The sequence below is a fragment of the Streptomyces sp. NBC_01508 genome (assembly GCF_045040315.1).
Taxonomy (GTDB): domain Bacteria; phylum Actinomycetota; class Actinomycetes; order Streptomycetales; family Streptomycetaceae; genus Streptomyces.
Map to the genome: position 1 here is coordinate 1,070,674 of NZ_CP109419.1, position 23,703 is coordinate 1,094,376.

Annotated in this window: 16 protein-coding genes; 4 read left to right on the forward strand and 12 right to left on the reverse strand. The window is 70.2% G+C overall.

Going from position 1 to position 23,703, the window contains the following annotated elements; genetic code table 11:
- Positions 1 to 45 precede the first annotated feature (45 nt).
- The 3 genes from OG700_RS04870 to sucC form a co-directional block, all read right to left on the reverse strand.
- On the reverse strand, positions 46 to 1,587 hold the full coding sequence (locus OG700_RS04870; RefSeq protein WP_405609371.1) for an aldehyde dehydrogenase family protein: 1,542 nt from the start codon (positions 1,585 to 1,587) through the stop codon (positions 46 to 48).
- A 282-nt stretch (positions 1,588 to 1,869) separates the two neighbouring features.
- On the reverse strand, positions 1,870 to 2,757 hold the full coding sequence (gene sucD / locus OG700_RS04875; protein WP_405609374.1) for a succinate--CoA ligase subunit alpha: 888 nt from the start codon (positions 2,755 to 2,757) through the stop codon (positions 1,870 to 1,872).
- 31 nt (positions 2,758 to 2,788) lie between these two features.
- Entirely contained in the window at positions 2,789 to 3,922 is a 1,134-nt protein-coding gene (gene sucC, locus OG700_RS04880) for an ADP-forming succinate--CoA ligase subunit beta (protein ID WP_405609377.1), read from the reverse strand.
- Between the two features lie 181 nt (positions 3,923 to 4,103).
- Here sucC and OG700_RS04885 point away from each other — a divergent pair, with 181 nt between their 5' ends.
- From OG700_RS04885 to OG700_RS04900, 4 genes are all read left to right on the forward strand, one after another.
- Positions 4,104 to 5,786: a thiamine pyrophosphate-binding protein gene (locus OG700_RS04885; RefSeq protein ID WP_405609380.1), complete on the forward strand. Its 1,683-nt coding sequence runs from the start codon at positions 4,104 to 4,106 to the stop codon at positions 5,784 to 5,786.
- Between the two features lie 11 nt (positions 5,787 to 5,797).
- Positions 5,798 to 7,072 carry a formyl-CoA transferase gene (gene frc, locus OG700_RS04890; protein ID WP_405609383.1) on the forward strand — a complete coding sequence of 425 codons (1,275 nt, stop codon included), beginning with the start codon at positions 5,798 to 5,800 and terminating at the stop codon, positions 7,070 to 7,072.
- 47 nt (positions 7,073 to 7,119) lie between these two features.
- A complete protein-coding gene (locus OG700_RS04895; RefSeq protein WP_405621451.1) occupies positions 7,120 to 9,219 on the forward strand; it encodes an acetate--CoA ligase family protein in 2,100 nt (699 codons plus the stop codon).
- Between the two features lie 195 nt (positions 9,220 to 9,414).
- The gene (locus tag OG700_RS04900) at positions 9,415 to 10,803 is read left to right on the forward strand and encodes an OFA family MFS transporter (RefSeq protein WP_405609386.1); all 1,389 of its coding nucleotides are present in this window, start codon (positions 9,415 to 9,417) and stop codon (positions 10,801 to 10,803) included.
- Positions 10,804 to 11,073: 270 nt separating this feature from the next.
- On the opposite strand, the gene OG700_RS04905 is transcribed toward OG700_RS04900, so the two are convergent.
- The 9 genes from OG700_RS04905 to OG700_RS04945 all read right to left on the reverse strand — a co-directional run bounded on the left by OG700_RS04905 (position 11,074) and on the right by OG700_RS04945 (position 23,635).
- Positions 11,074 to 12,150 (reverse strand): sugar phosphate isomerase/epimerase family protein, encoded by a 1,077-nt coding sequence (locus OG700_RS04905; protein WP_405609389.1) that lies wholly within the window; start codon positions 12,148 to 12,150, stop codon positions 11,074 to 11,076.
- 17 nt (positions 12,151 to 12,167) lie between these two features.
- Positions 12,168 to 13,595, reverse strand: coding sequence for an alkaline phosphatase family protein (locus OG700_RS04910; RefSeq protein ID WP_405609392.1), 1,428 nt, complete (start codon positions 13,593 to 13,595; stop codon positions 12,168 to 12,170).
- Positions 13,592 to 14,761 (reverse strand): metabolite traffic protein EboE, encoded by a 1,170-nt coding sequence (gene eboE / locus OG700_RS04915; protein WP_405609395.1) that lies wholly within the window; start codon positions 14,759 to 14,761, stop codon positions 13,592 to 13,594. The genes OG700_RS04910 and eboE overlap by 4 nt, the downstream gene beginning before the upstream one ends.
- Positions 14,762 to 14,765: 4 nt before the next feature.
- Complete coding sequence (locus OG700_RS04920; protein ID WP_405609398.1) at positions 14,766 to 15,614, reverse strand: TatD family hydrolase; 849 nt, start codon at positions 15,612 to 15,614, stop codon at positions 14,766 to 14,768.
- Positions 15,614 to 16,255, reverse strand: coding sequence for an EboA domain-containing protein (locus OG700_RS04925; protein WP_405609401.1), 642 nt, complete (start codon positions 16,253 to 16,255; stop codon positions 15,614 to 15,616). The genes OG700_RS04920 and OG700_RS04925 overlap by 1 nt, the downstream gene beginning before the upstream one ends.
- Positions 16,252 to 17,097, reverse strand: coding sequence for a sugar phosphate isomerase/epimerase family protein (locus OG700_RS04930; protein WP_405609404.1), 846 nt, complete (start codon positions 17,095 to 17,097; stop codon positions 16,252 to 16,254). The genes OG700_RS04925 and OG700_RS04930 overlap by 4 nt, the downstream gene beginning before the upstream one ends.
- Positions 17,094 to 18,365 (reverse strand): UbiA family prenyltransferase, encoded by a 1,272-nt coding sequence (locus OG700_RS04935; protein WP_405609407.1) that lies wholly within the window; start codon positions 18,363 to 18,365, stop codon positions 17,094 to 17,096. Before OG700_RS04935 ends, OG700_RS04930 begins: the two co-directional genes overlap by 4 nt.
- Positions 18,362 to 19,489 carry an inositol-3-phosphate synthase gene (locus OG700_RS04940; RefSeq protein ID WP_405609410.1) on the reverse strand — a complete coding sequence of 376 codons (1,128 nt, stop codon included), beginning with the start codon at positions 19,487 to 19,489 and terminating at the stop codon, positions 18,362 to 18,364. Before OG700_RS04940 ends, OG700_RS04935 begins: the two co-directional genes overlap by 4 nt.
- Positions 19,490 to 19,957: 468 nt before the next feature.
- Positions 19,958 to 23,635, reverse strand: a complete 3,678-nt coding sequence (locus tag OG700_RS04945; RefSeq protein ID WP_405609413.1) for a ThuA domain-containing protein — start codon at positions 23,633 to 23,635, stop codon at positions 19,958 to 19,960.
- Positions 23,636 to 23,703: the final 68 nt, after the last annotated feature.

A 23,703-nucleotide genomic window follows, 5' to 3' on the forward strand; every position in this document is an offset into this window, starting at 1 on the left:
GCGGCCTCAGCCGATTCCCGGTTCAGGGCCGGGCCGGCCCCGGCGTCACGGCATCAGGTGGTAGTCCGGGAAGTTGCCCGGCGGGCGCTCCCCGTCCGGGCCGTTCGTGACCGCCTTGACCAGCAGTTCGCCGCCGACGAAGGCGCCCCGCCAGGAGGAGCCGAAGCCGCCGAACAGTTCGTCGCGGTCGCCGCGTGAGCGCGGCTTGCCGTGGCCGACCTTGAACGCGCGGATCTGGGGTGAGAGCCGCGCGTACGTCCGCGGGTCGTCGGTCGCCAGTGTCGCGGCCAGCGCCCCGTTGGAGGCGTTCATCGCCGCGAGGAGTTCCGCCTCGGTGTCGACCAGGACGATCGTGTCGACCGGGCCGAAGGGCTCCGCGTGGTGCAGCGGCGAGGACGGCGGCGGGTTGAGCAGTGTCACCGGCGCGAGGTACGCGGAGGTGTCCTGGCTGGGCAGGAAACGCCCGTCCGCGAGCGATCCCTGGTGGAGCGGGACGGCGCCGCGGTCGATGGCCTCGGCCACCTGGTCGGCCAGTTCCTTGGCCTTGGCCGCGTTGATGAGCGGGCCGAAGTCCAGTTCGGGCAGCGGGTCGTCCGGGTGCTCGACGGCCAGGGGGTGGCCGAGGCGGATGGAGCGTACGGCGGGCAGATAGGCGCCCAGGAAGTCGGCGAAGAGCGAGCGCTGGACTACGAAGCGCGGGTAGGCGGTGCAGCGCTGCTTGCCGTAGTCGAACAGCTTGGGAATGACGGCGGTGAGCGCGTCCCAGTCGGTGTGGTTCCAGACGCCCCAGGTGTTGAGGCCCTCCTGTTCGAGGATGTGGCGCTTGCCGAGGTCGGCGACCGCGGTGGCGATCCGCGCGCCGGTGTCGCGGCCTCCTACGAAGGAGACACAGCCGATCTCCGGGGAGCGGACCAGCGCCTCGGACAGTTCGCCGCCACTGCCGCTGACCAGGGTGACCGGCAGCCCCTCGCGGGCGGCGAGTGCGGCGGCCAGGGTGAGGCAGGCGACACCGCCGTCGGTGGGCGCCTTGGCGATCACCGCGTTGCCGGCCAGCGCCTGCACGAGCATGGCGTGGACCAGGACGGACATCGGGTAGTTCCAGCTGGCGATGTTGGAGACCGGGCCCGGCAGCGGACCGCGGCCCGCCAGCATGGGCTCGACACCGTTCACGTACCAGCGCACGCCGTCGATCGCGCGGTCGACGTCGGCCTGGGCGAGCCGCCAGGGCTTGCCGATCTCCCAGACGAGGAGGAGGGCGAGCAGTTCGCGGTGTTCGGTCAGGGCGTCGAGCGTGGCGGAGACGCGGGCGCGGCGCTCGGGCAGCGGGACGTGCCGCCAGGCGCGGTGCTGGTCGAGCGAGGCGCGTACGGCTCGCTGGGCGGTCCCGGCGTCGAGCCGGGGCGGTCCGACGACCGGGCTGCCGTCGACCGGGCCGCAGGCGGGGAGGGTACGGCCGCCGGACTGCCAGGACGCGGACCACAGGTTGAGCACGTGGTCGTCCCGGAAGGCTTCGGGCGCGACGGTGAGGCACTGCTGCCAGGCCTCGGACCAGGCGGTGCCCGGCTTCAGGATGAGGGTGGGTGCCATGTCTTGAACTCCGCTCGAAAGGGGGCGGTGCGCGTGAGCGCGGGTTCCGGACGACGTGCACGGGTCGTCCGGTATGGCGGGGTGGTGCCGGTTGTTGTGAACGGGTGGTTGTGGCCGGGCCCGTCCGGCGGACGGTTCGTCCTCAAGCGCCGGACGGGCTGGAATTGCCCGCCCGGGCGATGCCGAGCTGCACACGGCCCGACCGTGTGTCCTCAAACGCCGGACGGTAGAAGACCGTCCGGCGGGTGAGGACCGGGGTCGGCCCGAAGCGGCGGTGTCGGGTCAGGCTGTGACCGCGAGGCGGTCGAGTACCAGGCGCGCCGTCTCCGAGGGCGTCGAGCCGACGCGTACGCCGGCCGCTTCAAGCGCCTTCTTCTTCGCCTCCGCGGTGCCCGACGAGCCGGAGACGATCGCTCCGGCGTGGCCCATGGTCTTGCCCTCCGGCGCGGTGAAACCGGCGATGTAGCCGACCACCGGCTTCGTGACGTGGTCCGCGATGTACGCCGCCGCGCGCTCTTCCGCGTCGCCTCCGATCTCGCCAATGAGGACGATGAGTTCGGTGTCCGGGTCGGCCTCGAAGGCGGCGAGGCAGTCGATGTGGGTCGTGCCGACGACGGGGTCGCCGCCGATGCCGACCGCCGACGAGAAGCCGATCTCGCGCAGCTCGTACATCAACTGGTACGTCAGCGTGCCCGACTTGGAGACCAGCCCGATCTTTCCGGGCTTGGTGGCGATGTCGGCCGGGATGATCCCGGCGTTGGACTGTCCAGGGCTGATGAGCCCGGGGCAGTTGGGCCCGATGATCCGGGTGTCGCCCTTTTCAGCGTACGCCTGGAAGACGACGGCGTCATGGACGGGGATGCCCTCGGTGATGACGACGGCGAGGCCGATGCCCGCGTCGACGGCCTCCATGACCGCCGCCTTCGCGAACGGCGGCGGCACGAAGACGATGGTGACGTCCGCGCCGGTCGCCGCGATGCCGTCGGCGACGGTGCCGAAGACGGGGACCGCCCGGCCGTCGAAGTCGACGCTCTTGCCGGCCTTGCGCGGGTTGACGCCGCCGACGACGTCGGTTCCGGCCGCCAGCATCCGGCGGGTGTGCTTCATGCCCTCGGCACCGGTCATGCCCTGGACGAGGACCTTGCTCTCCTTGGTCAGGAAAATCGCCATGGTTCCTTCTCCTCTTCCCGGTGGTCCGGCGTTATCCGGCGTTCGCGAGCACGGCGGCCTGGCGCGCGGCGCCGTCCATGGTCGTGGCCTGCTCCACGAGGGGATGCGCGCGGTCGTCGAGGATGGCGCGGCCCCGGGCGGCGTTGTTGCCGTCGAGGCGTACGACGAGCGGTTTGGTCAGCCGGACGGTTTCCAGGGCCTGGACGATGCCGTCGGCGACGGCGTCGCAGGCGGTGATCCCGCCGAAGACGTTGACGAACACGGACTTCACGTCGGGGTCGGACAGGATGACGGTGAGTCCGTCGGCCATGACCTGGGCGGAGGCGCCGCCCCCGATGTCGAGGAAGTTGGCGGGGCGGGCGCCGCAGCCGGCGACGACGTCGAGGGTCGACATGACGAGCCCCGCGCCGTTGCCGATGATGCCGACCTGGCCGTCGAGCTTGACGTAGTTGAGGCCCTTGGCGGCTGCCGCGGTCTCCAGCGGGTCGGCGCCCGGGTCCTGCTGGTCGTCGCCCCAACGGCTCTGGCGGAAGCGGGCGTTGTCGTCCAGGGTCACCTTTCCGTCGAGGGCGAGGATGCGGCCTTCGGTGGTCCTGACGAGGGGGTTGACCTCGACGAGCAGGGCGTCCTCACGGATCAGGACCTGCCAGAGCGATTCGAGTACGGGGGCGGTCTGCGGCGGCAGCCCCGCCGCCGCCGCGATCTCGGCCGCCTTGGCCGCCGTGACGCCCTCGGCCGGGTCGACCGGGATCCGCGCCACCGCCTCGGGGCGGGTCGCCGCCACCTCCTCGATGTCCATGCCGCCCTCGGCGGACGCGATGGCGAGGAAGGTCCCCGCGGCGCGGTCGAGCACATAGCTGACGTAGAACTCGGTCTCGATGTCGACCGGTTGGGCCAGCATCACCGTGCGGACGGTGTGGCCCTTGATGTCCATCCCGAGGATCTGGCGGGCGGTCAGTTCCGCGGCGGCCGGGTCGGCCGCGAGCTTCACCCCGCCGGCCTTGCCCCGGCCTCCGGTCTTCACCTGCGCCTTGACGACGACCCGGCCGCCGAGCCGCCAAGCCGCGAGCGCGGCCTCCCTCGCGAACTCGACGGTTTCGGCCTCCGGCACGGCGATGCCGTACTCCGCGAACAGGTCTCTGGCTTGGTGCTCGTACAGATCCATGCCGGCTCCCACCGCAACAGAAAGGAATGAAAGTGCCGCACGCCCCCTGGACACCACCCACCGGATGCGGGATAACAAGCTTCATACAGTATTCGTCGACTGTATGCAATCCATCGCGGGAGCACTCGGGAGCACCCCCAAGAGCCCCCCGGCCTCCCCTACGAAGGGACAGGACAACCTCATGCCCGACGACAGCCAGGAACTCATCTCCGGTGGTCATCTGGTCGCCAAGGCACTCAAAGCAGAAGGCGTCGAGGTCATCTACACGCTCTGCGGCGGCCACATCATCGACATCTACGACGGCTGCGTCGACGAGGGCATCGAAGTCGTCGACGTACGCCACGAGCAGGTCGCTGCCCACGCCGCCGACGGTTACGCGCGCATCACCGGCAAGCCCGGCTGCGCCGTCGTCACCGCCGGGCCGGGCACCACCGACGCCGTCACCGGTGTCGCCAACGCGTTCCGTGCCGAGTCACCGATGCTGCTCATCGGCGGCCAGGGCGCGCTCACCCAGCACAAGATGGGATCGCTCCAGGACCTGCCGCACGTCGACATGATGACGCCGATCACCAAGTTCGCGGCCACCGTCCCCGACACGGCCCGCGCGGCCGACATGGTCTCCATGGCCTTCCGCGAGTGCTACAACGGCGCTCCCGGCCCGTCGTTCCTGGAGATTCCGCGCGATGTCCTCGACGCGAAGGTCCCGGCCGACAAGGCACGCGTACCCAAGGCCGGCCAGTACCGGGCCTCGACCCGTTCGGCCGGTGACCCCGCGGCCATCGAGAAGCTCGCCGATCTGCTGGTGCACGCCGAGAAGCCGGCGATCCTGCTCGGCAGCCAGGTCTGGACGACACGGGCCACGGACGACGCGATCGAGCTGGTACGGACGCTGAACGTGCCCGCGTACATGAACGGCGCGGGGCGCGGCACGCTGCCTCCCGGCGACCCGCACCACTTCCAGCTCTCCCGGCGCTACGCCTTCACCAACGCCGACCTCATCATCATCGTCGGCACCCCCTTCGACTTCCGGATGGGGTACGGCAAGCGGCTCTCGCCGGACGCCACGGTCGTCCAGATCGACCTCGACTACCGGACGGTCGGCAAGAACCGCGACATCGACCTCGGCATCGTCGGCGACGCCGGCCTCGTCCTGAAGTCGGTCACCGAGGCGGCCGGCGGGCGCATCAACGGCGGCTCCGTCAAGCGCAAGGCATGGCTGGAGGAGCTGCGCGCCGCCGAACAGACCGCGATCGAGAAGCGGTTGCCGAATCTGAAGAAGGACAGCTCGCCGATCCACCCGTACCGCCTGGTGAGCGAGATCAACGACTTCCTCACCGAGGACTCGATCTACATCGGCGACGGCGGCGACATCGTCACCTTCTCCGGCCAGGTCGTCCAGCCCAAGTCGCCGGGCCACTGGATGGACCCGGGCCCGCTCGGCACGCTCGGCGTCGGCATCCCGTTCGTCCTCGCGGCGAAGAAGGCACGGCCCGACAAGGAGGTCGTGGCGCTCTTCGGTGACGGCGCCTTCTCCCTGACGGGCTGGGACTTCGAGACGCTGGTGCGCTACAACCTGCCGTTCGTCGGCATCGTCGGCAACAACTCGTCGATGAACCAGATCCGTTACGGCCAGAAGGCCAAGTACGGCGACGAGCGCGAGCGCGTCGGCAACACCCTCGGCGACGTCCACTACGACAAGTTCGCCCAGATGCTGGGCGGTTACGGCGAAGAGGTCAGGGACCCGGCCGACATCGCGCCCGCGCTCCGGCGGGCCCGCGAGTCCGGGCTGCCCTCGCTGATCAACGTCTGGGTCGACCCCGACGCGTACGCCCCCGGAACCATGAACCAGACCATGTACAAGTAAGGGAGGCCATGATGACCCAGGCTCTTCAAGCCCCGGAGAACTCCCCCGACACCCCGAGTCCCCAGGCGCTGAGCGGCGTCCGTGTCCTCGACATGACGCATGTGCAGTCCGGCCCCTCGGCCACCCAGATCCTGGCCTGGCTCGGCGCCGACGTGGTGAAGGTGGAGGCGCCCACGGGCGACATCACCCGTAAACAGCTGCGCGACATCCCCGATGTCGACTCGCTGTACTTCACGATGCTCAACTGCAACAAGCGCAGCGTCACGCTCAACACCAAGACCGAGCGCGGCAAGGAGATCCTGACCGAACTCATCCGCCGTTCCGATGTGATGGTCGAGAACTTCGGCCCCGGCGCGGTCGACCGGATGGGATTCACCTGGGAGAGGATCCAGGAGATCAACCCGAGGATCGTGTACGCCTCGATCAAGGGCTTCGGCGAAGGCCCGTACACCAACTTCAAGGCGTACGAGGTCGTCGCGCAGGCCATGGGCGGCTCGATGTCGACCACCGGCTTCGAGGACGGGCCGCCGCTGGCCACCGGCTCGCAGATCGGTGACTCCGGCACCGGCATGCACGCGGTCGCCGCCATCCTCGCCGCGCTCTACCAGCGCACCGCCACCGGGCGCGGGCAGCGTGTGAACGTCGCGATGCAGCACGCCGTGCTCAACCTGTGCCGGGTCAAGCTCCGCGACCAACAGCGGCTGTCCCACGGCCCGTTGGCCGAGTACCCGAACGAGGACTTCGGTGACGCGGTCCCGCGCTCGGGCAACGCGAGCGGCGGCGGTCAGCCCGGCTGGGCGGTCAAGTGCGCGCCGGGCGGCCCCAACGACTACGTGTACGTGATCGTGCAGCCGGTCGGCTGGAAGCCCGTCAGCGAGCTGATCGGCCGGCCCGAACTGGCCGACGACCCCGACTGGGCGACCCCCGAGGCCCGCCTCACCAAGCTGGGCAAGATGTTCCAGCTCATCGAGGAGTGGACCTCGACCATCCCCAAGTGGGAGGTGCTGGAGAAGCTCAACGCCCACAACATCCCGTGCGGCCCGATCCTCTCCACCAAGGAGATCATCGAGGACGAATCGCTCGCGGCCAACGACATGGTCGTCGAGGTCGCGCATCCGCGGCGCGGGACCTTCACCACGGTCGGGAGCCCGCTGAAGCTCTCCGACTCCCCCGTCACCATCACCGCATCCCCGCTGCTCGGTGAGCACAACGCGGAGGTGTACGTCGGCGAGCTGGGTCTCGGCGACGAGGAACTGCGCCTGTTGAAGACGAACGGAGTCATCTAGTGGCGGACAGCATCGCGTTCACTCCCGACAAGGACGCCGTCGGAGCGATCATCGAGGCCGCCCTGGCACAGGGGCGTACCTCACTCACCGCGCCCGAGGGCAAGGCGGTCACGGACGCCTACGGCATCCCGACACCGGGTGAGGCCCTGGCGGAGTCGGCCGACGACGCCGTGGCCGTGGCGGCGCGGCTCGGGTTCCCGGTCGCGATGAAGATCGTCTCGCCAGAGATCCTGCACAAAACGGACGCCGGCGGCGTGCGGATCGGCGTCAAGTCGGCGGCCGAGGTGCGCTCCGCGTTCACCGCGATCGTCTCCAACGCGCGGGCGTACGACCCCAAGGCGCGGATCCTCGGCGTCCAGGTGCAGCAGATGGTGCCCGCGGGCACCGAGATCCTGATCGGTACCGTCACCGACCCCACCTTCGGCAAGGTCGTGGCCTTCGGCCTCGGCGGTGTCCTGGTGGAGGTGCTGAAGGACGTCACCTTCCGGCTGGCGCCGGCCACCAAGGACGACGCGCTGTCCATGCTGGACGGCATCCGGGCCGCCGAGATCCTGCGCGGGGTGCGCGGCGCCGCCGGGGTCGACCGTGACGCGCTGGCCGATCTCGTGGTCCGGGTCTCGCAGTTGGCCGCCGACTTCCCCGGTATCGCGGAGGTGGACCTCAACCCGGTCTTCGCCTCGGCGAGCGGGGTCATGGCGGCCGACGTACGAATCCTGCTCACCGACGAGGTACCGGTCGTACGGCGCCGCTACTCGCGCGAGGAGATCCTGATCTCCATGCGCCGGCTGATGGAGCCGCGTTCGGTGGCGGTGATCGGCGCCTCCAACGAGGACGGCAAGATCGGCAACTCGGTCATGCGGAACCTCATCGACGGAGGTTTCGCGGGCGAGATCCATCCGGTCAATCCCAAGGCCGATGACATACTCGGCCGTAAGGCGTACAAGAGCGTGATGGATGTTCCCGGTGAGCCTGATGTGGCGATATTCGCGATCCCCGCGAAGTTCGTCGCCGCCGCGCTGGAAGAGGTCGGCCGCAAGAACATCCCCAACGCCGTCCTGATCCCCTCCGGATTCGCGGAGACAGGCGAGCACGAGCTCCAGCAGCGGATCGTGACGATCGCCGAGGAGAACGGGATCCGGCTGCTCGGGCCGAACATCTACGGCTACTACTCCACCTGGCAGGATCTCTGCGCCACCTTCTGCACCCCGTACGACGTCAAGGGCGGCGTGGCGCTGACCTCGCAGTCCGGCGGCATCGGGATGGCGATCCTCGGCTTCGCGAGGACCACCAGGACGGGTGTGTCGGCCATCGTCGGACTCGGCAACAAGTCGGACCTCGACGAGGACGACCTGCTGACCTGGTTCGGTGAGGACGACAACACCGACTGCATCGCGATGCACCTGGAGGACCTGAAGGACGGCCGCGCCTTCGTGGAGGCGGCGCGTGCGACCGTACCGAAGAAGCCCGTCGTCGTACTCAAGGCCGGGCGTACGGCGGCCGGCGCCAAGGCGGCGGGCTCGCACACCGGGGCGCTGGCGGGCGACGACGCGGTGTACGAGGACATCCTGCGGCAGTCCGGCGTCATCCGGGCGCCGGGGCTGAGCGAGATGCTGGAGTACGCCCGCGGGCTGCCCGTCCTGCCCACCCCCAAGGGCGACAACGTCGTGATCATCACGGGCGCCGGCGGATCGGGTGTGCTGCTGTCGGACGCGATCATCGACAACGGCCTGTCGCTGATGGAGATCCCGCCGGACCTGGACGAGGCGTTCCGCGCCTTCATCCCGCCCTTCGGGGCGGCGGGGAACCCGGTGGACATCACCGGCGGCGAGCCGCCGTCGACCTACGAGGCCACGATCCGGCTCGGGTTGGAGGATCCCCGGATCCACTCCCTCGTCCTGGGCTACTGGCACACGATCGTCACCCCGCCGATGGTCTTCGCCGAGTTGACGGCGCGGGTGGTGGCCGAGTTCCGGGAACGCGGCATCGAGAAGCCGGTGGTGGCGTCACTGGCGGGCGACGTCGAGGTGGAGGCCGCGTGCCAGTACCTCTACGAGCGGGGTGTGGTGGCGTACCCGTACACCACGGAGAAGCCGGTCGAGGTGCTGGGCGCGAAGTACCGCTGGGCGCGGGCGGCGGGGCTGCTGTGAAGGGCGGACGGCGGGCTGCTGTGAAGGGCGGGCGGCGGGCTGTTGCGAGGGCCAACGGGCTGTGGGGAGGCGCCGGATGAGCTGACGGCGCGACCCAGGGGGCCTGTGGATTCCGCTCATCGCAGGCCCCCCGCACGAAGAGAACGGACAGGGGGCGCTGGCCTGACTTCTTCGACGCAAGGGGTTCGATCGACAATGGCGACAACTGACATCTCCGCAGCCGTCCCCTACAGGGAGGTGGCGGACCGGAACGGCCGTATCTACCGTATCGGCCAGTCCGACCGGCAGATCATGGGACGCCCACGGTGGACGATGGTGCTCTTCCCGTGGATCGGCATGATGGGAATCAGCTCCTCGGAGTACGCGTTCACCGCGGCCGAGGACACCCTGCACACGGCACACATGTGGAACAGCGGGCACATCTTCTGGCTGATGGGTGTCTGGATCTTCTTCCAGGCGGCGGTGGCCTTCCCCGCGGGGCAGCTCCGTGAGAGCGGCAAGCTGCCCGCCCGCTACGCGATGATGCTCGGCGCGCTCGGCACCATACTGGGCTACCTCTCCCTGGCCTACGCGCCGCACGTGATCGTGGCGTACATCGGCTTCGGCATGTTCAGCGGTATCGGCGCGGGTCTGGTCTACGCGACCTGCGTGAACATGGTCGGCAAGTGGTATCCGGAGCGCAAGGGAGGCAAGACCGGTCTCGTCAACGGCGGTTTCGCCTACGGTTCCGTGCCGTTCGTCTTCCTCTTCACCTCGTACATGGACCTGAGCAACTACCAGGGCGTGCTGGTCTTCACCGGAGTGGTCTGCTGTGCGATGGTCGCCGTCGCCGGCTGGTTCTTCAAGGACCCGCCGAAGTTCTGGTGGCCCGAGGGCGCCGACCCGCTGAAGGTCTCCGACGACCCGAGGATCCGTCGTGCGCTGGAGAAGAACCCGCCGGCCGTCCGGCAGTACACACCGAAGGAAGCGGCGCGGGTCCCGGTCCTGTGGATGATGTGGTTCTGCCTGCTCTGCACGGCGGGCATCAACATCTTCGGTATCGCCATGCAGGTGCCGTTCGGCAAGGAAATGGGCTTCGCCGGCGGGATCGTGGCCACGGCGATGTCGCTGAAGGCCATCGTGAACGGCACGGGGCGCGGCGTCATCGGCTGGATATCCGACAAGATGGGGCGCCGCCAGACACTGATCTTCGTCTGTGCGGTTCTGGGCCTGTCGCAGTTCGGCGTGCTGGCCTCCGGATCAGCGGGCAGCATGCCGCTGTTCCTGGTCTGCTCGATGATCTCCGGCTTCGGCGGTGGCGCGATCTTCCCGCTGTTCGCGGCGATGACGGCGGACTACTTCGGCGAGAACAACAACGCGTCGAACTACGGCATGGTCTACAGCTCCAAGCTCATCTCCGGCCTCGTCGGTGCCGGTGTGGGTGGAGTCGTGGTGACCAACTGGGGCTACGAGACCGCGTTCGTCATCGCGGGTGGCGTCGGGTTGTTCTCGGCGTGCCTCGCGACGTTCCTGAAGGCGCCGGGCCGGCCGGACATCAAGAAGATCCAGGCCAATCCGAACCCGATCGGTCGGGAGGACGCCTGAGCGGTCGAACGACCGCCCACGCACGCGCCGCGGCTCCCCGTACGGCCAACAGCCTTACGGGGAGCCGCGCGGTTCATGGTGCCGCAGTGCCTTCTAGGGCGTGTTGCGAAAGTAGCGCCGTCCGCCCGAAGGGCGGGGCCGACGGCGTCTGGTGCGTGCGATCGCAAGGCGGAGGATCGTGCTCGTACTGGGCGTACTTGGATGAGTCCGACAACGCGGCGAGTGTGCGTGCCAGGCGTCGTCGGCCAGGCGGGACTTTCGCAACACGCCCTAGTGGCGCCCGCGCTTCTCGCGCAGCGAGTGCAGGTGGTCCGCCGACTTCTCGGCGAACAGCAACGAGTCGACCGGGTTGTCGTGCTCGGCCTGCCAGTGGTGGTCCCTGCGGCCGTTGTGGGTCTTGTTCACGGCCGAGATGAACTTCTTGTAGTCGATGTCGCCGTCACCGACGTCGACCATGTCGTAGCCGTCGCGCGCCTCCTCGTTCCTCACGCCGTCCTTGACGTGGAAGAGCGGGTAACGGTCGGGCTGCTTGAGGACGTACTTCAGCGGGTCGAGCGGCGCGGGCCTGCCGTCGCCGGTCTGGCTGAAGCGGTGCTTGGCGGCGAACGCCCAGTAGATGTCCATCTCCAGATAGACCAGCTTGGGGTCGGTCTCCGCGAGCAGCACGTCGTAGAGGCGGACGCCCGGCTGGTCGCTGGCGAAGGAGAACTCCTCGGCGTGGTTGTGCTGGTAGAACTTCATGCCGCGCTTGCGGGCGGCGGCGCCGTAGGTGTTGAAGTCCTCGGCCGCCTTCTTCCAGGCGTCGACGGTGTCGCCGTGGCGCCAGGGGCCGGACGCCGTACCTATGTGGTCGAGGCCCAGCGCCTGGGCGTCGTCCAGCACCTTCTCCAGGTTCTGGGCGAAGCTGTACGCGTTCGGGTTGTTGTCGTCGGCGTAGTTGACGTGGCTGCCGATCGGGCGCAGACCGTGGTTCCTGGCCAGCTTGCGCAGCTGGGGGATGGTGATGGCCCCGGCGTTGCCCTGGGTGTAGCCCGCGTACTCGATCTCGTCGTAGCCAAAGCGCTCCAGCTCCGCGAAGACCTTCGCGAAGCCGAGCGAGTTGACCTTGTCACGCAGCGAGTAGAGCTGGATGCCGAGGTGGCCCGGGGTGAGGACGCGCTCGCCCTTGCCGTGTCCGTGGCCATGACCGTGACCGTGACCGCCGCCGCGCTGGGATGTCGCGGCCGCGGGGGTGGCCGCCGCGAGTCCGAGAACGGCGGCGGCGCCGGTGCCCGCGGCCACGCCCAGCATGTTGCGCCGGCTGAGCTTGGCTGCGAGCTCCGGGTCGACTGACTTCTTGCGGCTCATGCGTGGAACTCCTTAGGTCAGTGCAGTCCTGCGAGAGTGAGAAGCAGGGATTTCACGTCGGTGGCCTCGGTGCGGCCGGTGACGGCTTCGGGGATGGAGCAGAGGATGAGCGGCCCTTCGTCGTCGCTCGTCGGCAGGCGGCCGTGGCTGCCGCGGATGGGTGAGGGGTCCAGGGGGACGACGGCCAGCCGGTAGCGCATGCCGAGCTTCTTGCGGGCGATGGCCTTGGCCGCCTTGACCTTCACGTACGGGTCGAGGGGGTCCATGAACAGCTCGACGGGGTCGTAGCCCGGCTTGCGGTGGATCTCGACGAGCTGGGCGAAGTCGGGCGCCTTGGCGTCGTCGAGCCAGTAGTAGTACGTGAACCAGGCGTCCGGTTCGGCGACGGCGACCAGTTCGCCGGAGCGCGGGTGGTCCAGGCCGTAGTTCTTCTTGCCCTGCTCGTCCAGGATCTCCTCGATGCCCTTGAGGTCCTTCAGCGCCTCACGGGTCGCGTCCAGGTCCTCGGGGCGGCGCACGTAGATGTGCGAGATCTGGTGGTCGGAGACGGCGAAGGCGCGCGACGCCATCGGGTCCAGATACTCCATGCCGTCCTGGGTGTGGACCTCCAGCAGGCCGGCGCGGCGCAGGGCCCGGTTGATGTCGACGGGCCGCGAGACGTTGGTGATGCCGTACTCGGACAGGGCGACGACGGTACGGCCTTCGGCGCGGGCGTCGTCCAGCAGTGGGCCGACCGCCGCGTCGAGGTCGCGGGCCGCCTGGTGGGAGCGGGGGTCGTCGGGGCCGTAGCGCTGGAGGTCGTAGTCCAGGTGCGGTAGGTAGCACAGGGCCAGGTCGGGGTGGCGGGTGTCGATGACGTGGCGGGTGGCGTCGATGATCCACTGCGAGGAGACGAGGTCGGCGCCGGGACCCCAGAAGTGGAAGAGGGGGAACGTGCCGAGTTTGTCGTGCAGTTCGTCGTGCAGGGCGGGCGGCCGGGTGTAGCAGTCGGGTTCCTTGCGGCCGTCCGCGTAGTACACGGGGCGGGGCGTGACGGTGTAGTCGGTGTCGGCGCCCATCGCGTACCACCAGCAGATGTTGGCGACGGTGTAGCCGGGGTGGGCACGGCGGGCGGCGTCCCAGAGTTTGTCGCCGGAGACCAGTCCGTTGTGCTGACGCCACAGGAGGACGTCGCCCAGTTCGCGGAAGTACCAGCCGTTACCGACGATGCCGTGCTCGGAGGGCAGGGTGCCGGTGAGGAAGGTGGACTGGGCGCTGCACGTGACGGCGGGCAGCACGGTGGTCAGTGGACCCTGCGAGCCCGCGGCGGCCAGCTTCTTGAGATTCGGCATGAACGCCAGGAGCTGGGGCGTGAGGCCGACGACGTCCAGGACCAGCAGGGGGGTGGGGCGCGGGGCGGCCTCGGGGGCGTCCGCGGTCGGCTCGGGGGTGGGGTCGGCGGTCACGGCAGCTCCTTGAGACCCAGGTCGACCAACAGGTCGCGGGCCAGCGTCAGTTCGGCGGCGATGCCCTCGGCGAGCCGGCCGCGTGAGCGGGGGCGCAGCTCGGGCGGGAGCGCCTGCCAGGTGTATGTCTCGACCTCCAGGTGGCGGGTCAGCGGTTCGGCGCCGCCGACGAGCCGGGCGAGGGTGTCCTGGAGTACGGGGAGGGTCGAGGTCAGGGGCGGGGCGGGGGGTGCGTGCAGCGGGACGTGGAAGTGCGAGCGCCAGGGGGCGCCGTCCGGCAGGGCCTCGCCGGCCAGGGCCTCTTCGAGGTCGTCGGTGCCGCGCAGCCCGGCCGCCGTCCGGGTGCGGGTCTGGTGCAGGAAGCGCGGTTCGGCGAAGGCGGCCAACGCCTCGCGTACCTCGGGCAGATGGGGGTGCTCGGCGTGCAGCGCGGCGGAGAGCTGGGCCTTGGGGATGGTGACGCCTGCGTCGGCGAGGGCCTTGAGGGCGGTCGCCGGGTCCTCGAAGGAGGTGGCGAGGTGGCAGGTGTCGACGCAGATGCCGATGCGGGCGCTGGCGATGTCGGTGAGCGGGCCGATCGCGTCGGCGGTGGTCTCGACGGTGCAGCCGGGCTCGGGTTCGAGCGCGATCCGGATGGATTTGCCGGTCAACTCCTCCAGGGCGTCGAGCCGTTCGGCGAGGGTCGTGAGCGCGGCGTGGGCGGTGCGGGCCGCTGCGTCGTCGAAGTCGGTGCGCCAGGCGAGCGGCAGCGTCGAGACGGAGCCCTCGGTGACGTCGTCGGGCAGCAGCGCGGCGAGGAGGCGGGCGAGGTCGGTGGTGTGGGCCAGGCGTTCGGGGTCGGCCCAGTCCGGTTTGTAGACGCGGTACTTGACCTCTTCGGCGCCGAACCCGTCGTAAGGGAATCCGTTGAGGGTGACGACCTCAAGGCCGCGCCGTTCCAACTCGCTTTTCAGCCCGCGCAGTTGGGCGGGGTCGTTGATGAGGGAGCGGGCCGCGCCCTTGGCGAGCCACAGGCCGATGCCGAGCCGGTCGCGGCCGAGGCGTTTACGTACCGGCTCGCAGTGGTCGCGCAGTTGGGCCAGTACGCCTTCGAGGTTCTCGGCGGGGTGGACGTTGGTGCAGTACGAGAGGTGGACGGTCGACCCGTCGGGGTGGCGGAAGCGCACGGGCTCACTCCCCGCCGCGCAGGATGGAGTTGCCCTCGTGCAGGGCCTCGGGCGCGGGGACGTCGAGCTGGAGTCTGCCGCTGAGGCCGTAGAACGCGACGGGGTTGCGCCAGAGCACCTTGTCGACGTCGTCCTCGGAGAAACCGGCCGCGAGCATCGCGTTGGCGACCTTGCGGGTCTTGAGCGGGTCGCTCTTGCCCCAGTCGGCGGCGGAGTTGACCAGGACGCGGTCGGTGCCGTGGTCGCGCAGCACGCGGACCATCCGGTCCTCGTCCATCTTGGTGTCGGGGTAGATGGAGAAACCGAGCCAACTGCCCGACTCCGCCGCGTCCTTGACGGTGGTTTCGTTGAGGTGGTCGAGCAGGACGTGCTCGGGGTCGAGGTTCGACTCACGTACGACGTCGATGGTGCGGCGCAGTCCGGTCAGCTTGTCGCGGTGCGGGGTGTGGACCATCGCGGGCAGCGCGTACTCGGCGGCGAGCTGGAGCTGGGTGGCGAGCGCGACGTCCTCGGCGGGGGTCACGGAGTCGTAGCCGATCTCGCCGACGGCGACGACGCCGTCCTTGACGAGATAGCGCGGCAGTTCGTCCAGGACGGGGGTGCAGCGGGGGTCGTTCGCCTCTTTGGGGTTGAGGGCGAGCGTGCAGTGGTGGGCGATGCCGTACTGCGCGGCGCGGAACGGCTCCCAGCCGAGCAGCGCGTCGAAGTAGTCGAAGAAGCTGGCGGGCGAGGTGCGGGGCTGGCCGAGCCAGAACGACGGCTCGACCAGCGCACGGACTCCGGAGGCGTACATCGCCTGGTAGTCGTCCGTGGTGCGGGAGGTCATGTGGATGTGGGGGTCGAAGATGCGCATCAGGACTCCTCGCCGGTCATGATCAGTACGCGGTGCAGGTCGGCGGGTACCGACCGGCCCGCCGCGGTGCGCTCGGACGCGAAGTCGGCGAGCATCCGGGCGAGTTCTCTGTCGCCGTGGGCGCGGCGTTGCGCGCCGGCGACGGCGGTGACGGGCACGCCGGTGAACAGGCACTTCAGTACGGCGTGCCGCCAGGCGTGCGGGTCGAGATGGTCGGCGGCGTACGGGCCGACGGCCGCCGCGACGAGTGTGGTGTCGTTGGTGCGCAGCGCGTCCTCGACGAGCGGCAGCGCGTCGGGGCCGGGGACGCGGTGCGGCAGGACGAGGAGTACGGCGCGGCGTTCGGCGGCGTTGCCCTGCTGGTAGAGGCGGGTGAGGGTGGCGAGGTCGGCGGCGGCGCGGCGCAGGAGCAGGGTGCGGACGGCATCGGCGTTCTCCTGGCCGCAGTGGCGGCCGGCGGCGGCGAAGCGCAGCTCCCAGCGGGGGACGGCAACGTTGTCGGGCTTCTCCCCCGGCGCCGGCGCCTCAGCCGTCTCAGCCGCCTCAGCCGCCTCAGCCGTCTCCGCCGCTTCGGCGAGCGCCTGGTCCAGCCAGGCGGTGGCCTTCGGGTCGAGCCGCCCGTCCAGCTCTTCGCGGTTCATGCCGATGCTCCCTTCGAGCGCAGGAAGTCCAGGGAGGTGCGGGCCATTTCGGGGCCGGCGTGCGAGTGGCGGGGCAACTCCACGACGGTCAGGCCCTGGTAGCCGGTGGCGGCGAGCGCGGCCAGCACGGGCGGGAAGTCGATCTCGCCGTCCCCGAACGGCAGATGCTCGTGCGTACCGCGCCGCATGTCCTCTATCTGTACGTGCCGCAGCCAGGGGGCGGCGTCCCGGACGCAGTCGGCGGGAGAGGCCGGTTCGAGGCACTGGCAGTGGCCGATGTCGAGTGTCAGGCCCAGGGGTTCGGGATCGCCGAGGAGCGTTCTGAGGCGGTGGAAGCCGGCGATGTCGGCGAGGAGATGGCCGGGCTCGGGCTCGATGGCGACGGGGATCCCGGCGGCGTGAGCGGCGTCGAGGACCGGGGTGATCGATTCCTCCAGCCGCTTCCAGGCGGTGTCCTGGTCGGTGCCCTCGGGAGTGATGCCGCTGAAGCAGTGCACGGCGTGCGCGCCGAGGTCGGCGGCGACCCGTACGGCGGTGACGAGCAGCGCGGTGCGCGCGGCGCGGCCGGCCGGGTCGGGGTCGAGCAGGGTGGGTCCGTGCTTGCGGCGCGGGTCGAGCACGTAGCGGGCACCGGTCTCGACGGTGACCCCGAGGCCCAGCTCCCTCAGCCGCGCGGCCACCTTGGCGGTGCGGGTGGCGAGTTCGGGGGCCAGCGGGTCGAGGTGCATGTGGTCGAGGGTCAGGCCGACACCGTCGTATCCGAGGTCGGCGAGCAGCCCGAGCGCGTCGTCCAGACGCAGATCGGTGAGCCCGTTGGTGCCGTATCCGTAGCGGATGGTCATGTCACACTCACCTTTTTCGCGAGCTTCCTGGCCAGCGGCACGAGCCCCATGACGGCGAGCCCGATCCCGGGCGCCCCGCCGCGCGCCGCGAGCGCGGCCTGGAACGGGATCATGGCCCGGATCCCGCCGCCGACGGCGCGCTGTGTGAGTTGCGGGGACGGGTTGAGCGCGGCGTGCAGGAAGGGCCGCCCGGCGGTGACGACGTACGCGGCGGCGAGCCCACCACCGACGAGCGCCCCGACACCGGGGCTCCGGGGCCGCCCGACCATCCCGCCGAGCACCCCGGTGACGACGAGCGCGGCGAGCGGTGCCCCGACGGACCCGCCGTACACCTCACGGCGCGAGACGGTGGTGACGGCGACGGTGTGCGCGCCGAGGAGGGCGGCGGGTACGAGGGCGGCGCGTGGCACGGCGGACGGGGTGGCGGTGGCGCCCTGACGGGCGGTGGAACCGGGCCCCGCGGCCGCGGCACCGCCCGCCCGGGTCGCCGTCCGGGCTACGGACTCGTGGCTCGGACGGGCCGAGTGGTCCGTCCGTCCGACCACCGAACCGTCGGCCCAGGCCAACAGCCGGGCGAGTACGCCCCGCCGCGCGGGCTGCGCGGTGAGACGGTCCGCCGGGCGGGCCGCTCGCGCGGCCACCGGCAGGCTCGTCGTGCCCCGTACGCGAGCGGCGCCGGACGTCGAACCGGCCGGAACGGAGCCGGCGGACCCGCTCGCCAAGGGCTCCACCGCCTTCGCCGTGCGCCCCCGGTGGGCCGACCGGCCCGGCGAACCGGCGGCCTTGGTCGCATCAGCAGCGGCCACCACCGGGCCGGCGGCCGAACGCGTCGCCGTCGCCCCCAGCAGCACGTCCAGCGCACGCGCCGCGCCCATCGCCGCCGGGCCCGCCGGGGTGTGTTTGAGGCGGAGGTCGTACGCCCAGACCGTGGCCGCCAGGGCCGTGCTCAGGGCCAGGGCCGGGCGGCCGGCGCGGGAGGCCAGGAGGAGGCCGGTGGCCGTCAGGCCGCCCGCCGCCGCCAGCGCGGCGTTCGGGGTGATGCGGCCCGAGGGGATCGGGCGGTGCGGGCGTTCGACGGCGTCCTCGTCGCGGTCGGCCCAGTCGTTGAGCGCCATCCCCGCCTCGTAGAGGCACAGGGACGCGCCGACGGCGAGCGCGGTACCGCGGTTGGGGCGGACCCCGGCGGTGGCCGCGCCGGCCAGGGCGTCGCCCGGGACCGTGAACAGCGCGGACACCCGCAGGAGTTCGGCCCAGGCACGCAACGTCACTTGCTCTCCTTCAGACGCTCGGCGAAGGCGAGGAGCGCGTCGAACTGTTCGGCCAGCGCGGCGGGTCCGCCGTCCGGGTCCTTGAAGTAGAAGCCCAGCTCGGGCAGCGGCCCGCTCAGCCCCACCTCGTGGGCGCGCGAGACCAGTCGGGCCAGGTCCAGTACGAGCGGCGCGGCGAGCGCCGAGTCGCAGCCCTGCCAGATGGTCTGGAGGATCATGCGGGAGCCGAGGAACCCGTCGAACGCGATGTGGTCCCAGGCGGTCTTCCACTCGCCGAGCGCGGGCACGTCGTCGATGTGCACCTCGCCCTCGGGCGCGATCCCGAGCGTGTCGGCGAGGACCCGTTCCTTGCCCGCGTTCTTGGCGGCTGCCGCCGCAGGGTCGGCCAGCGCCGCTCCGTCTCCGCCGCCCAGCAGGTTGGTGCCCGACCAGGCCCTGACGTCGAGTGCGCGCTGGACGAACATCGGGGCGAGCACGGAACGGAGCAGCGTCTGGCCTGTCTTGCCGTCACGGCCCGCGTGGGGAAGTCCGCTGGTCTCGACGGCGTCCGCGAGGGCCGCGCTGCGCAGCCCGGTCGACGGGGTGAAGTTGACGTAACCGCAGCCCGCCTTGAGGGCGGCCGCCGCGTAGAGGGAGCTGGCGGGCAGCCGCGGGTCGTCCGCGGCGGGCTCGGGCTCGGTGGAGGAGAGGTTGACGACGACGGCGCGTACGACGCCGGTGCGCCGGACGAAGGCGGTGATGTCGTCGGCGAACGCGGTGATCAGTTCGTCGTCGTCGCGGGTGTCGCCGGGCATCGGCCCGCCGAGGCGGATCTCGGCGTCGGCCGCTTCGAGTTCGGCGGCGATGGTGTTGGGCAGGCCGTGCGGCAGGACGCCCGCGGCGGTCAGTGCCTCGGCCCGTTTGGGCAGCGGGCAGCTGGCGGTGTCGTGTCCGCCGAAGACCAGCGAGGACAGTGCCGGGAGGCCCGAGTCCGCGAAGGGCGGGGTCTCGGCGACCATGCCGGTCGCCGGGTGGAGGCCGGCGGTGACCGCCGCGCATCCCGCCACGGCTGTCGTCGCGACGGAGCCGCGTGCTCCGACGAACCAGACTCCGGTACGTCCTGCAGTCGAATCGTTGGTGGTCACGGGCTGCCTCCCTGCCGGGTGGGTGTGTTGGTGGACGGCGGGCGGGGGGTACGGCGCCTCCCCGCCCGCCGCCGGCTGGCGGCCGGCCTCCTGGTGGGTTCGCCAGGAGGCCGGGTGGTCCTCCGAGGTACTAGGGCGTGTTGCGAAAGTAGCGCCGTCCGCCCGAAGGGCGGGGCCGACGACGTCTGGTGCGTGCGATCGCAAGGCGGAGGATCGTTCTCGTACTGGACGTACTTGGATGATTCCGACAACGCGGCGAGTGCGCGTGCCAGGCGTCGTCGGCCAGGCGGGACTTTCGAAACACGCCCTAGCGTGACCGGCAGTGTTCGCCCCGGAAGGAGCGCCGTCCGGTGCGTGCGATCGCAAGGCGGCCGGAAGTCCTTGTAGCGGAGCTACTTGGGCTTGTGGCCGACGCGGCGAGCGTGCGTGCGGGGCGGCGCGCCGGGGCAGAGCTTGCCGGGAGGGGCACTAGGAGGCCAGTTCCTTCAGTTGGATGTTCCGGAACGCGACCTGGTCGGCGGCACCATGGTTCTGGAGGCCGAAGTAGCCGTTCTTCAGGCTGCGTGCCGGGTCGGTGTTGGTGAAGTCGTTGATCTTGACTCCGTTGAGGATGACCTGGACCCGCTCACCCCGCACCTTGATCTCGTAGTTGTTCCACTGGCCCGGAGGCCGCAGAACCTGGTCCCTGGCCTTGATGTTGGCCGACTTGAAGCCGTAGATCGCGCCGGTGGTGCGGTCTGCCGCGTCGGTGGCGTCGATCTGGATCTCGTAGCCGTTGTTGACGGCCGACCAGGGGTCGTCGGAGGCCGGGAAGCCGATGAAGACACCGGAGTTGTCGTCTCCGTCCATCTTCCAGTCCATCTTGAGCGAGTACGCGCCGAGCTCCTTGGGCTGGTACCAGAGCATGCCCATGCCGCCCTCGGTGTGCAGCTCGCCGCCGCCGATGTTGAACTTGCCGGGTCCGGCCTGCTTCCAGCCTTCCAGGGTCTTGCCGTTGAAGATGTCCCGGTAGCCGGTGTCGGGCTTGCAGTTGGCCTTGACCTGGCCGGCCGCGTAGCGCAGGCCGCCGAGCAGGTGCTCACGGAAGGCCGGTTCGGCGTACGACTCCTTGGTGTGGCCGCCGCCGGTGTAGAAGGACCGGCCGCCCTCGTAGGTCTGGCACCAGGCGATCGGGTGGTCGCCCTTCATGGTGCCGCCCTGGTAGGTCGTCTCGTCGAGGGTGGCGAGGACCTTCACGTTCGAGCGGGGGTTGTCACGGTAGTTGTACCACTCGTCCGTGCGCTGCCACTCGTCGTCCAGGTGGCCGGTGGCGGGGTGGGTCTTGTCCTCGACCCGCACGGTGGCCTGCTGGATCTGCGGGTGCCCGGAGAAGTAGGCGCCGACCAGCTTGCCGTAGTAGGCCCAGTCGTACTCGGTGTCCGACGCGGCGTGCACACCCATGTAGGCGCCGCCGGTGGAGATGTAGTACTCGAAGGCCTTCTGCTGCTCGGGGTTGAGGACGTCACCGGTGGTGGAGAGGAAGACCACCGCGTCGTACCGGGCGAGGTTGTTGGTGGTGAACTGCGCCCCGGTCTCGGTGGCGTCGATGGTGATGTTGCTGCTCTTGCCCAGCTCCTTCAGGGCCTCGATCCCGGCGGGGATGGCGTCGTGGCGGAATCCGGCGGTCTTGGAGAAGACGAGGACCCGCTTCTCGGTCTTGCCGGCGGCCTGGTCGCTGATCTCGAAGTCGTCGAGGTCGTAGAGCGCGCCCTCGCCGCCCTTGAAGACGAGGAACAGCTCCGTGCTGGCCTTGGGCACCGAGCGCAGCGGTACGTCGATGTCCTGGAAGGTCTCCCAGCCGCCGGTCACCGGGATCGGCGCGGAGCCGAGGAGCTTGCCGGTGGCGGAGCCCGTACGTACTTCGAGGAATCCGCCCGAACCGCCGGAGGATATCCGGGCGGTGAGGGTCTTGGACCCGGTCAGGTTGTACGGCTTGAAGGAGATCCAGTCGTCGTTGCTGATGTCGCCGACGGTCTTGCCGCCGTTGGCCGCGGCCTTCTCGTAGGTCTTGATGCCCGACGAGTCGTTGAAGTGCTCGGCCTGCCGGTGGCGGGGCTGGAGCTGCACCTGGTCGTGCGTGGTGAGCGCGGCCTGGCCGCCGCCTCCGCCGTCGGTGTACTCGGCGTCGAGGACACCGAAGATGTCGGCGTTGGGGTCGTGCTCGCCGTCCGCCGGGGCGGTGATGGTGCCTTCGCAGCCCTTGGCCGAGGTGATCGGGTGGCCGTGGCTGTCGTGGCCGAGCACGTAGTTGACGGTGACCTTGGCGCAGTCGATCGGACCGTCCTCAGCGTCGGTGACCGTGACCTTGAAGGGCAGCTTGTCACCGAACTTGAAGAGGGCGCCGTCGGCGGGCACGGTGAGCGTCACCTTGGGCGCGGTGTTGCCGACCACGATCTTCACGGACGAGGTGCCGGTGTGACCCTTGGGGTCGGTGGCGGTCAGCGTCGCGGTGTAGGTGCCGTTCTTCTTGTACGCGTAGCTGGGGTTGGCCTCCGCGGACTTGCCACCGTCGCCGAAGTCCCAGGCGTACGTCAGCTCGTCGCCGTCCGCGTCCACGGTGCCCGCGGAGGAGAACTTGGCCCGCAGCGGCGCCGTTCCCGACGTCTTGTTCGCGGCGGCCACGGCCACCGGGGCCCGGCCGTCGGCGATGTTCTCGATGCGGTAGACCGCCGAGTTCTCGTCACCGCCGAACCAGGCGCGGCCGTAGTCGAGGACGTAGAGCGCGCCGTCGGGGCCGAACTCCATGTCCATGACCTGGGTGCCGGTCCACGGGAAGTCGTTGATCGAGGTGACGGTGCCGTCGGCGTCCTTCTCGATGCGCTTGATCCACTCGCGCCCGAACTCGCCGGCGAAGAAGTCGCCGTCGTACTCCTCGGGGAACTTCGCCGCGGAGTCCAGCTCCGGGTCGAAGTTGTAGACCGGGCCGCCCATCGGGGACTCGGAGCCGGTGCCGAACTCCGGAACGCTGCTGCCGTCGTAGGGAATCCAGGCGGGCTGGGACGGCGGCAGGTCGGTGAGACCGGTGTTGTGCCGCGAGGTGTTCTTCGGCGCCGCGCAGTCGAACGCCGCGCCGGAGGCACCGGTCCCGAAGTCGTAGTCGCGGTAGGCGTCGTTGTCGCCGGTGCAGAAGGGCCAGCCGAAGTTGCCGGCCTCGGTCATCCGGGCGAACTCGACCTGGCCGGACGGGCCGCGGGTGTCGGAGGCCGCTCCCGCGTCGGGGCCGTACTCACCGACGTAGACGATGCCGGTCTTCTGGTCGACGTTGATGCGGAAGGGGTTGCGGAAACCCATCCCGTAGATCTCGGAGCGGGTCTTGGCGGTGCCGGGGGCGAAGAGGTTGCCCTCGGGGACGGTGTACGAACCGTCCGCGGCGACCTTGATCCGCAGGACCTTGCCGCGCAGGTCGTTGGTGTTGCCGGAGGAACGACGGGCATCGAAGGCCGGGTTGCGGTTCGAGCGTTCGTCGATCGGCGTGTAGCCGTCGGAGGCGAAGGGGTTGGTGTCGTCACCCGTCGAGAGGTACAGGTTGCCCTGCGCGTCGAAGGCGATGTCACCGCCGACGTGGCAGCAGGTGCCACGGTTGGTCTCGATGTCGAGAACCTTCTTCTCGCTGGCCTTGTCGAGGGTGCCGTCCTCGTTCAGCGTGAAGCGGGAGAGCCGGTTGTACCCGTCGAAGGGGGCGAAGTCGGCAGCCGTGCCCGTCTCGGGTGCGTCACCGGCGGGGGTGTCGAGCACCGGGGAGTAGTACAGGTATATCGCGCGGTTCTCGGCGAAGCCGGGGTCGATACCGACGCCTTGGAGGCCTTCCTCGTCGTGTGTGTACACGTCGAGCTTGCCGGACACCTTGGTGGTGCCGGCCGCGTCGGTGATGCGCAGTGTGCCGTCGCGCGAGGTGTGCAGCACCTGACGGTCCGGCAGGACGGCGAGCGACATCGGCTCGCCCACCTCGTCGGCGCCCTTGGCGAGCGCGACCTGCTGGAAGGTGTCGGCCGGAGCCGCACCGCCGGGCTCGGCGGCCGCGGCGGGTACGGCGGAGACGGTGCCGGCTATCAGTGCGCCGGCCACGAGTGCGAGGAGGGATCTGGATCTATGACGTCTTCTGGGCACGAAAGTCCTCCGGGGGTGGGGCTGTTCGTACGTGCGGGTGCCGAGGAACGCCAAATGCCGCCCTCGGC

What these genes read in the sequence shown, in the direction of transcription:
- OG700_RS04870 (WP_405609371.1), bottom strand. Translation starts at nt 1,587, where the DNA reads ATGGCACCCACCCTCATCCTGAAGCCGGGCACCGCCTGGTCCGAGGCC.
- sucD (WP_405609374.1), bottom strand. Translation starts at nt 2,757, where the DNA reads ATGGCGATTTTCCTGACCAAGGAGAGCAAGGTCCTCGTCCAGGGCATG.
- sucC (WP_405609377.1), bottom strand. Translation starts at nt 3,922, where the DNA reads ATGGATCTGTACGAGCACCAAGCCAGAGACCTGTTCGCGGAGTACGGC.
- OG700_RS04885 (WP_405609380.1), top strand. Translation starts at nt 4,104, where the DNA reads ATGCCCGACGACAGCCAGGAACTCATCTCCGGTGGTCATCTGGTCGCC.
- frc (WP_405609383.1), top strand. Translation starts at nt 5,798, where the DNA reads ATGACCCAGGCTCTTCAAGCCCCGGAGAACTCCCCCGACACCCCGAGT.
- OG700_RS04900 (WP_405609386.1), top strand. Translation starts at nt 9,415, where the DNA reads ATGGCGACAACTGACATCTCCGCAGCCGTCCCCTACAGGGAGGTGGCG.
- OG700_RS04905 (WP_405609389.1), bottom strand. Translation starts at nt 12,150, where the DNA reads ATGAGCCGCAAGAAGTCAGTCGACCCGGAGCTCGCAGCCAAGCTCAGC.
- OG700_RS04920 (WP_405609398.1), bottom strand. Translation starts at nt 15,614, where the DNA reads ATGCGCATCTTCGACCCCCACATCCACATGACCTCCCGCACCACGGAC.
- OG700_RS04925 (WP_405609401.1), bottom strand. Translation starts at nt 16,255, where the DNA reads ATGAACCGCGAAGAGCTGGACGGGCGGCTCGACCCGAAGGCCACCGCC.
- OG700_RS04930 (WP_405609404.1), bottom strand. Translation starts at nt 17,097, where the DNA reads ATGACCATCCGCTACGGATACGGCACCAACGGGCTCACCGATCTGCGT.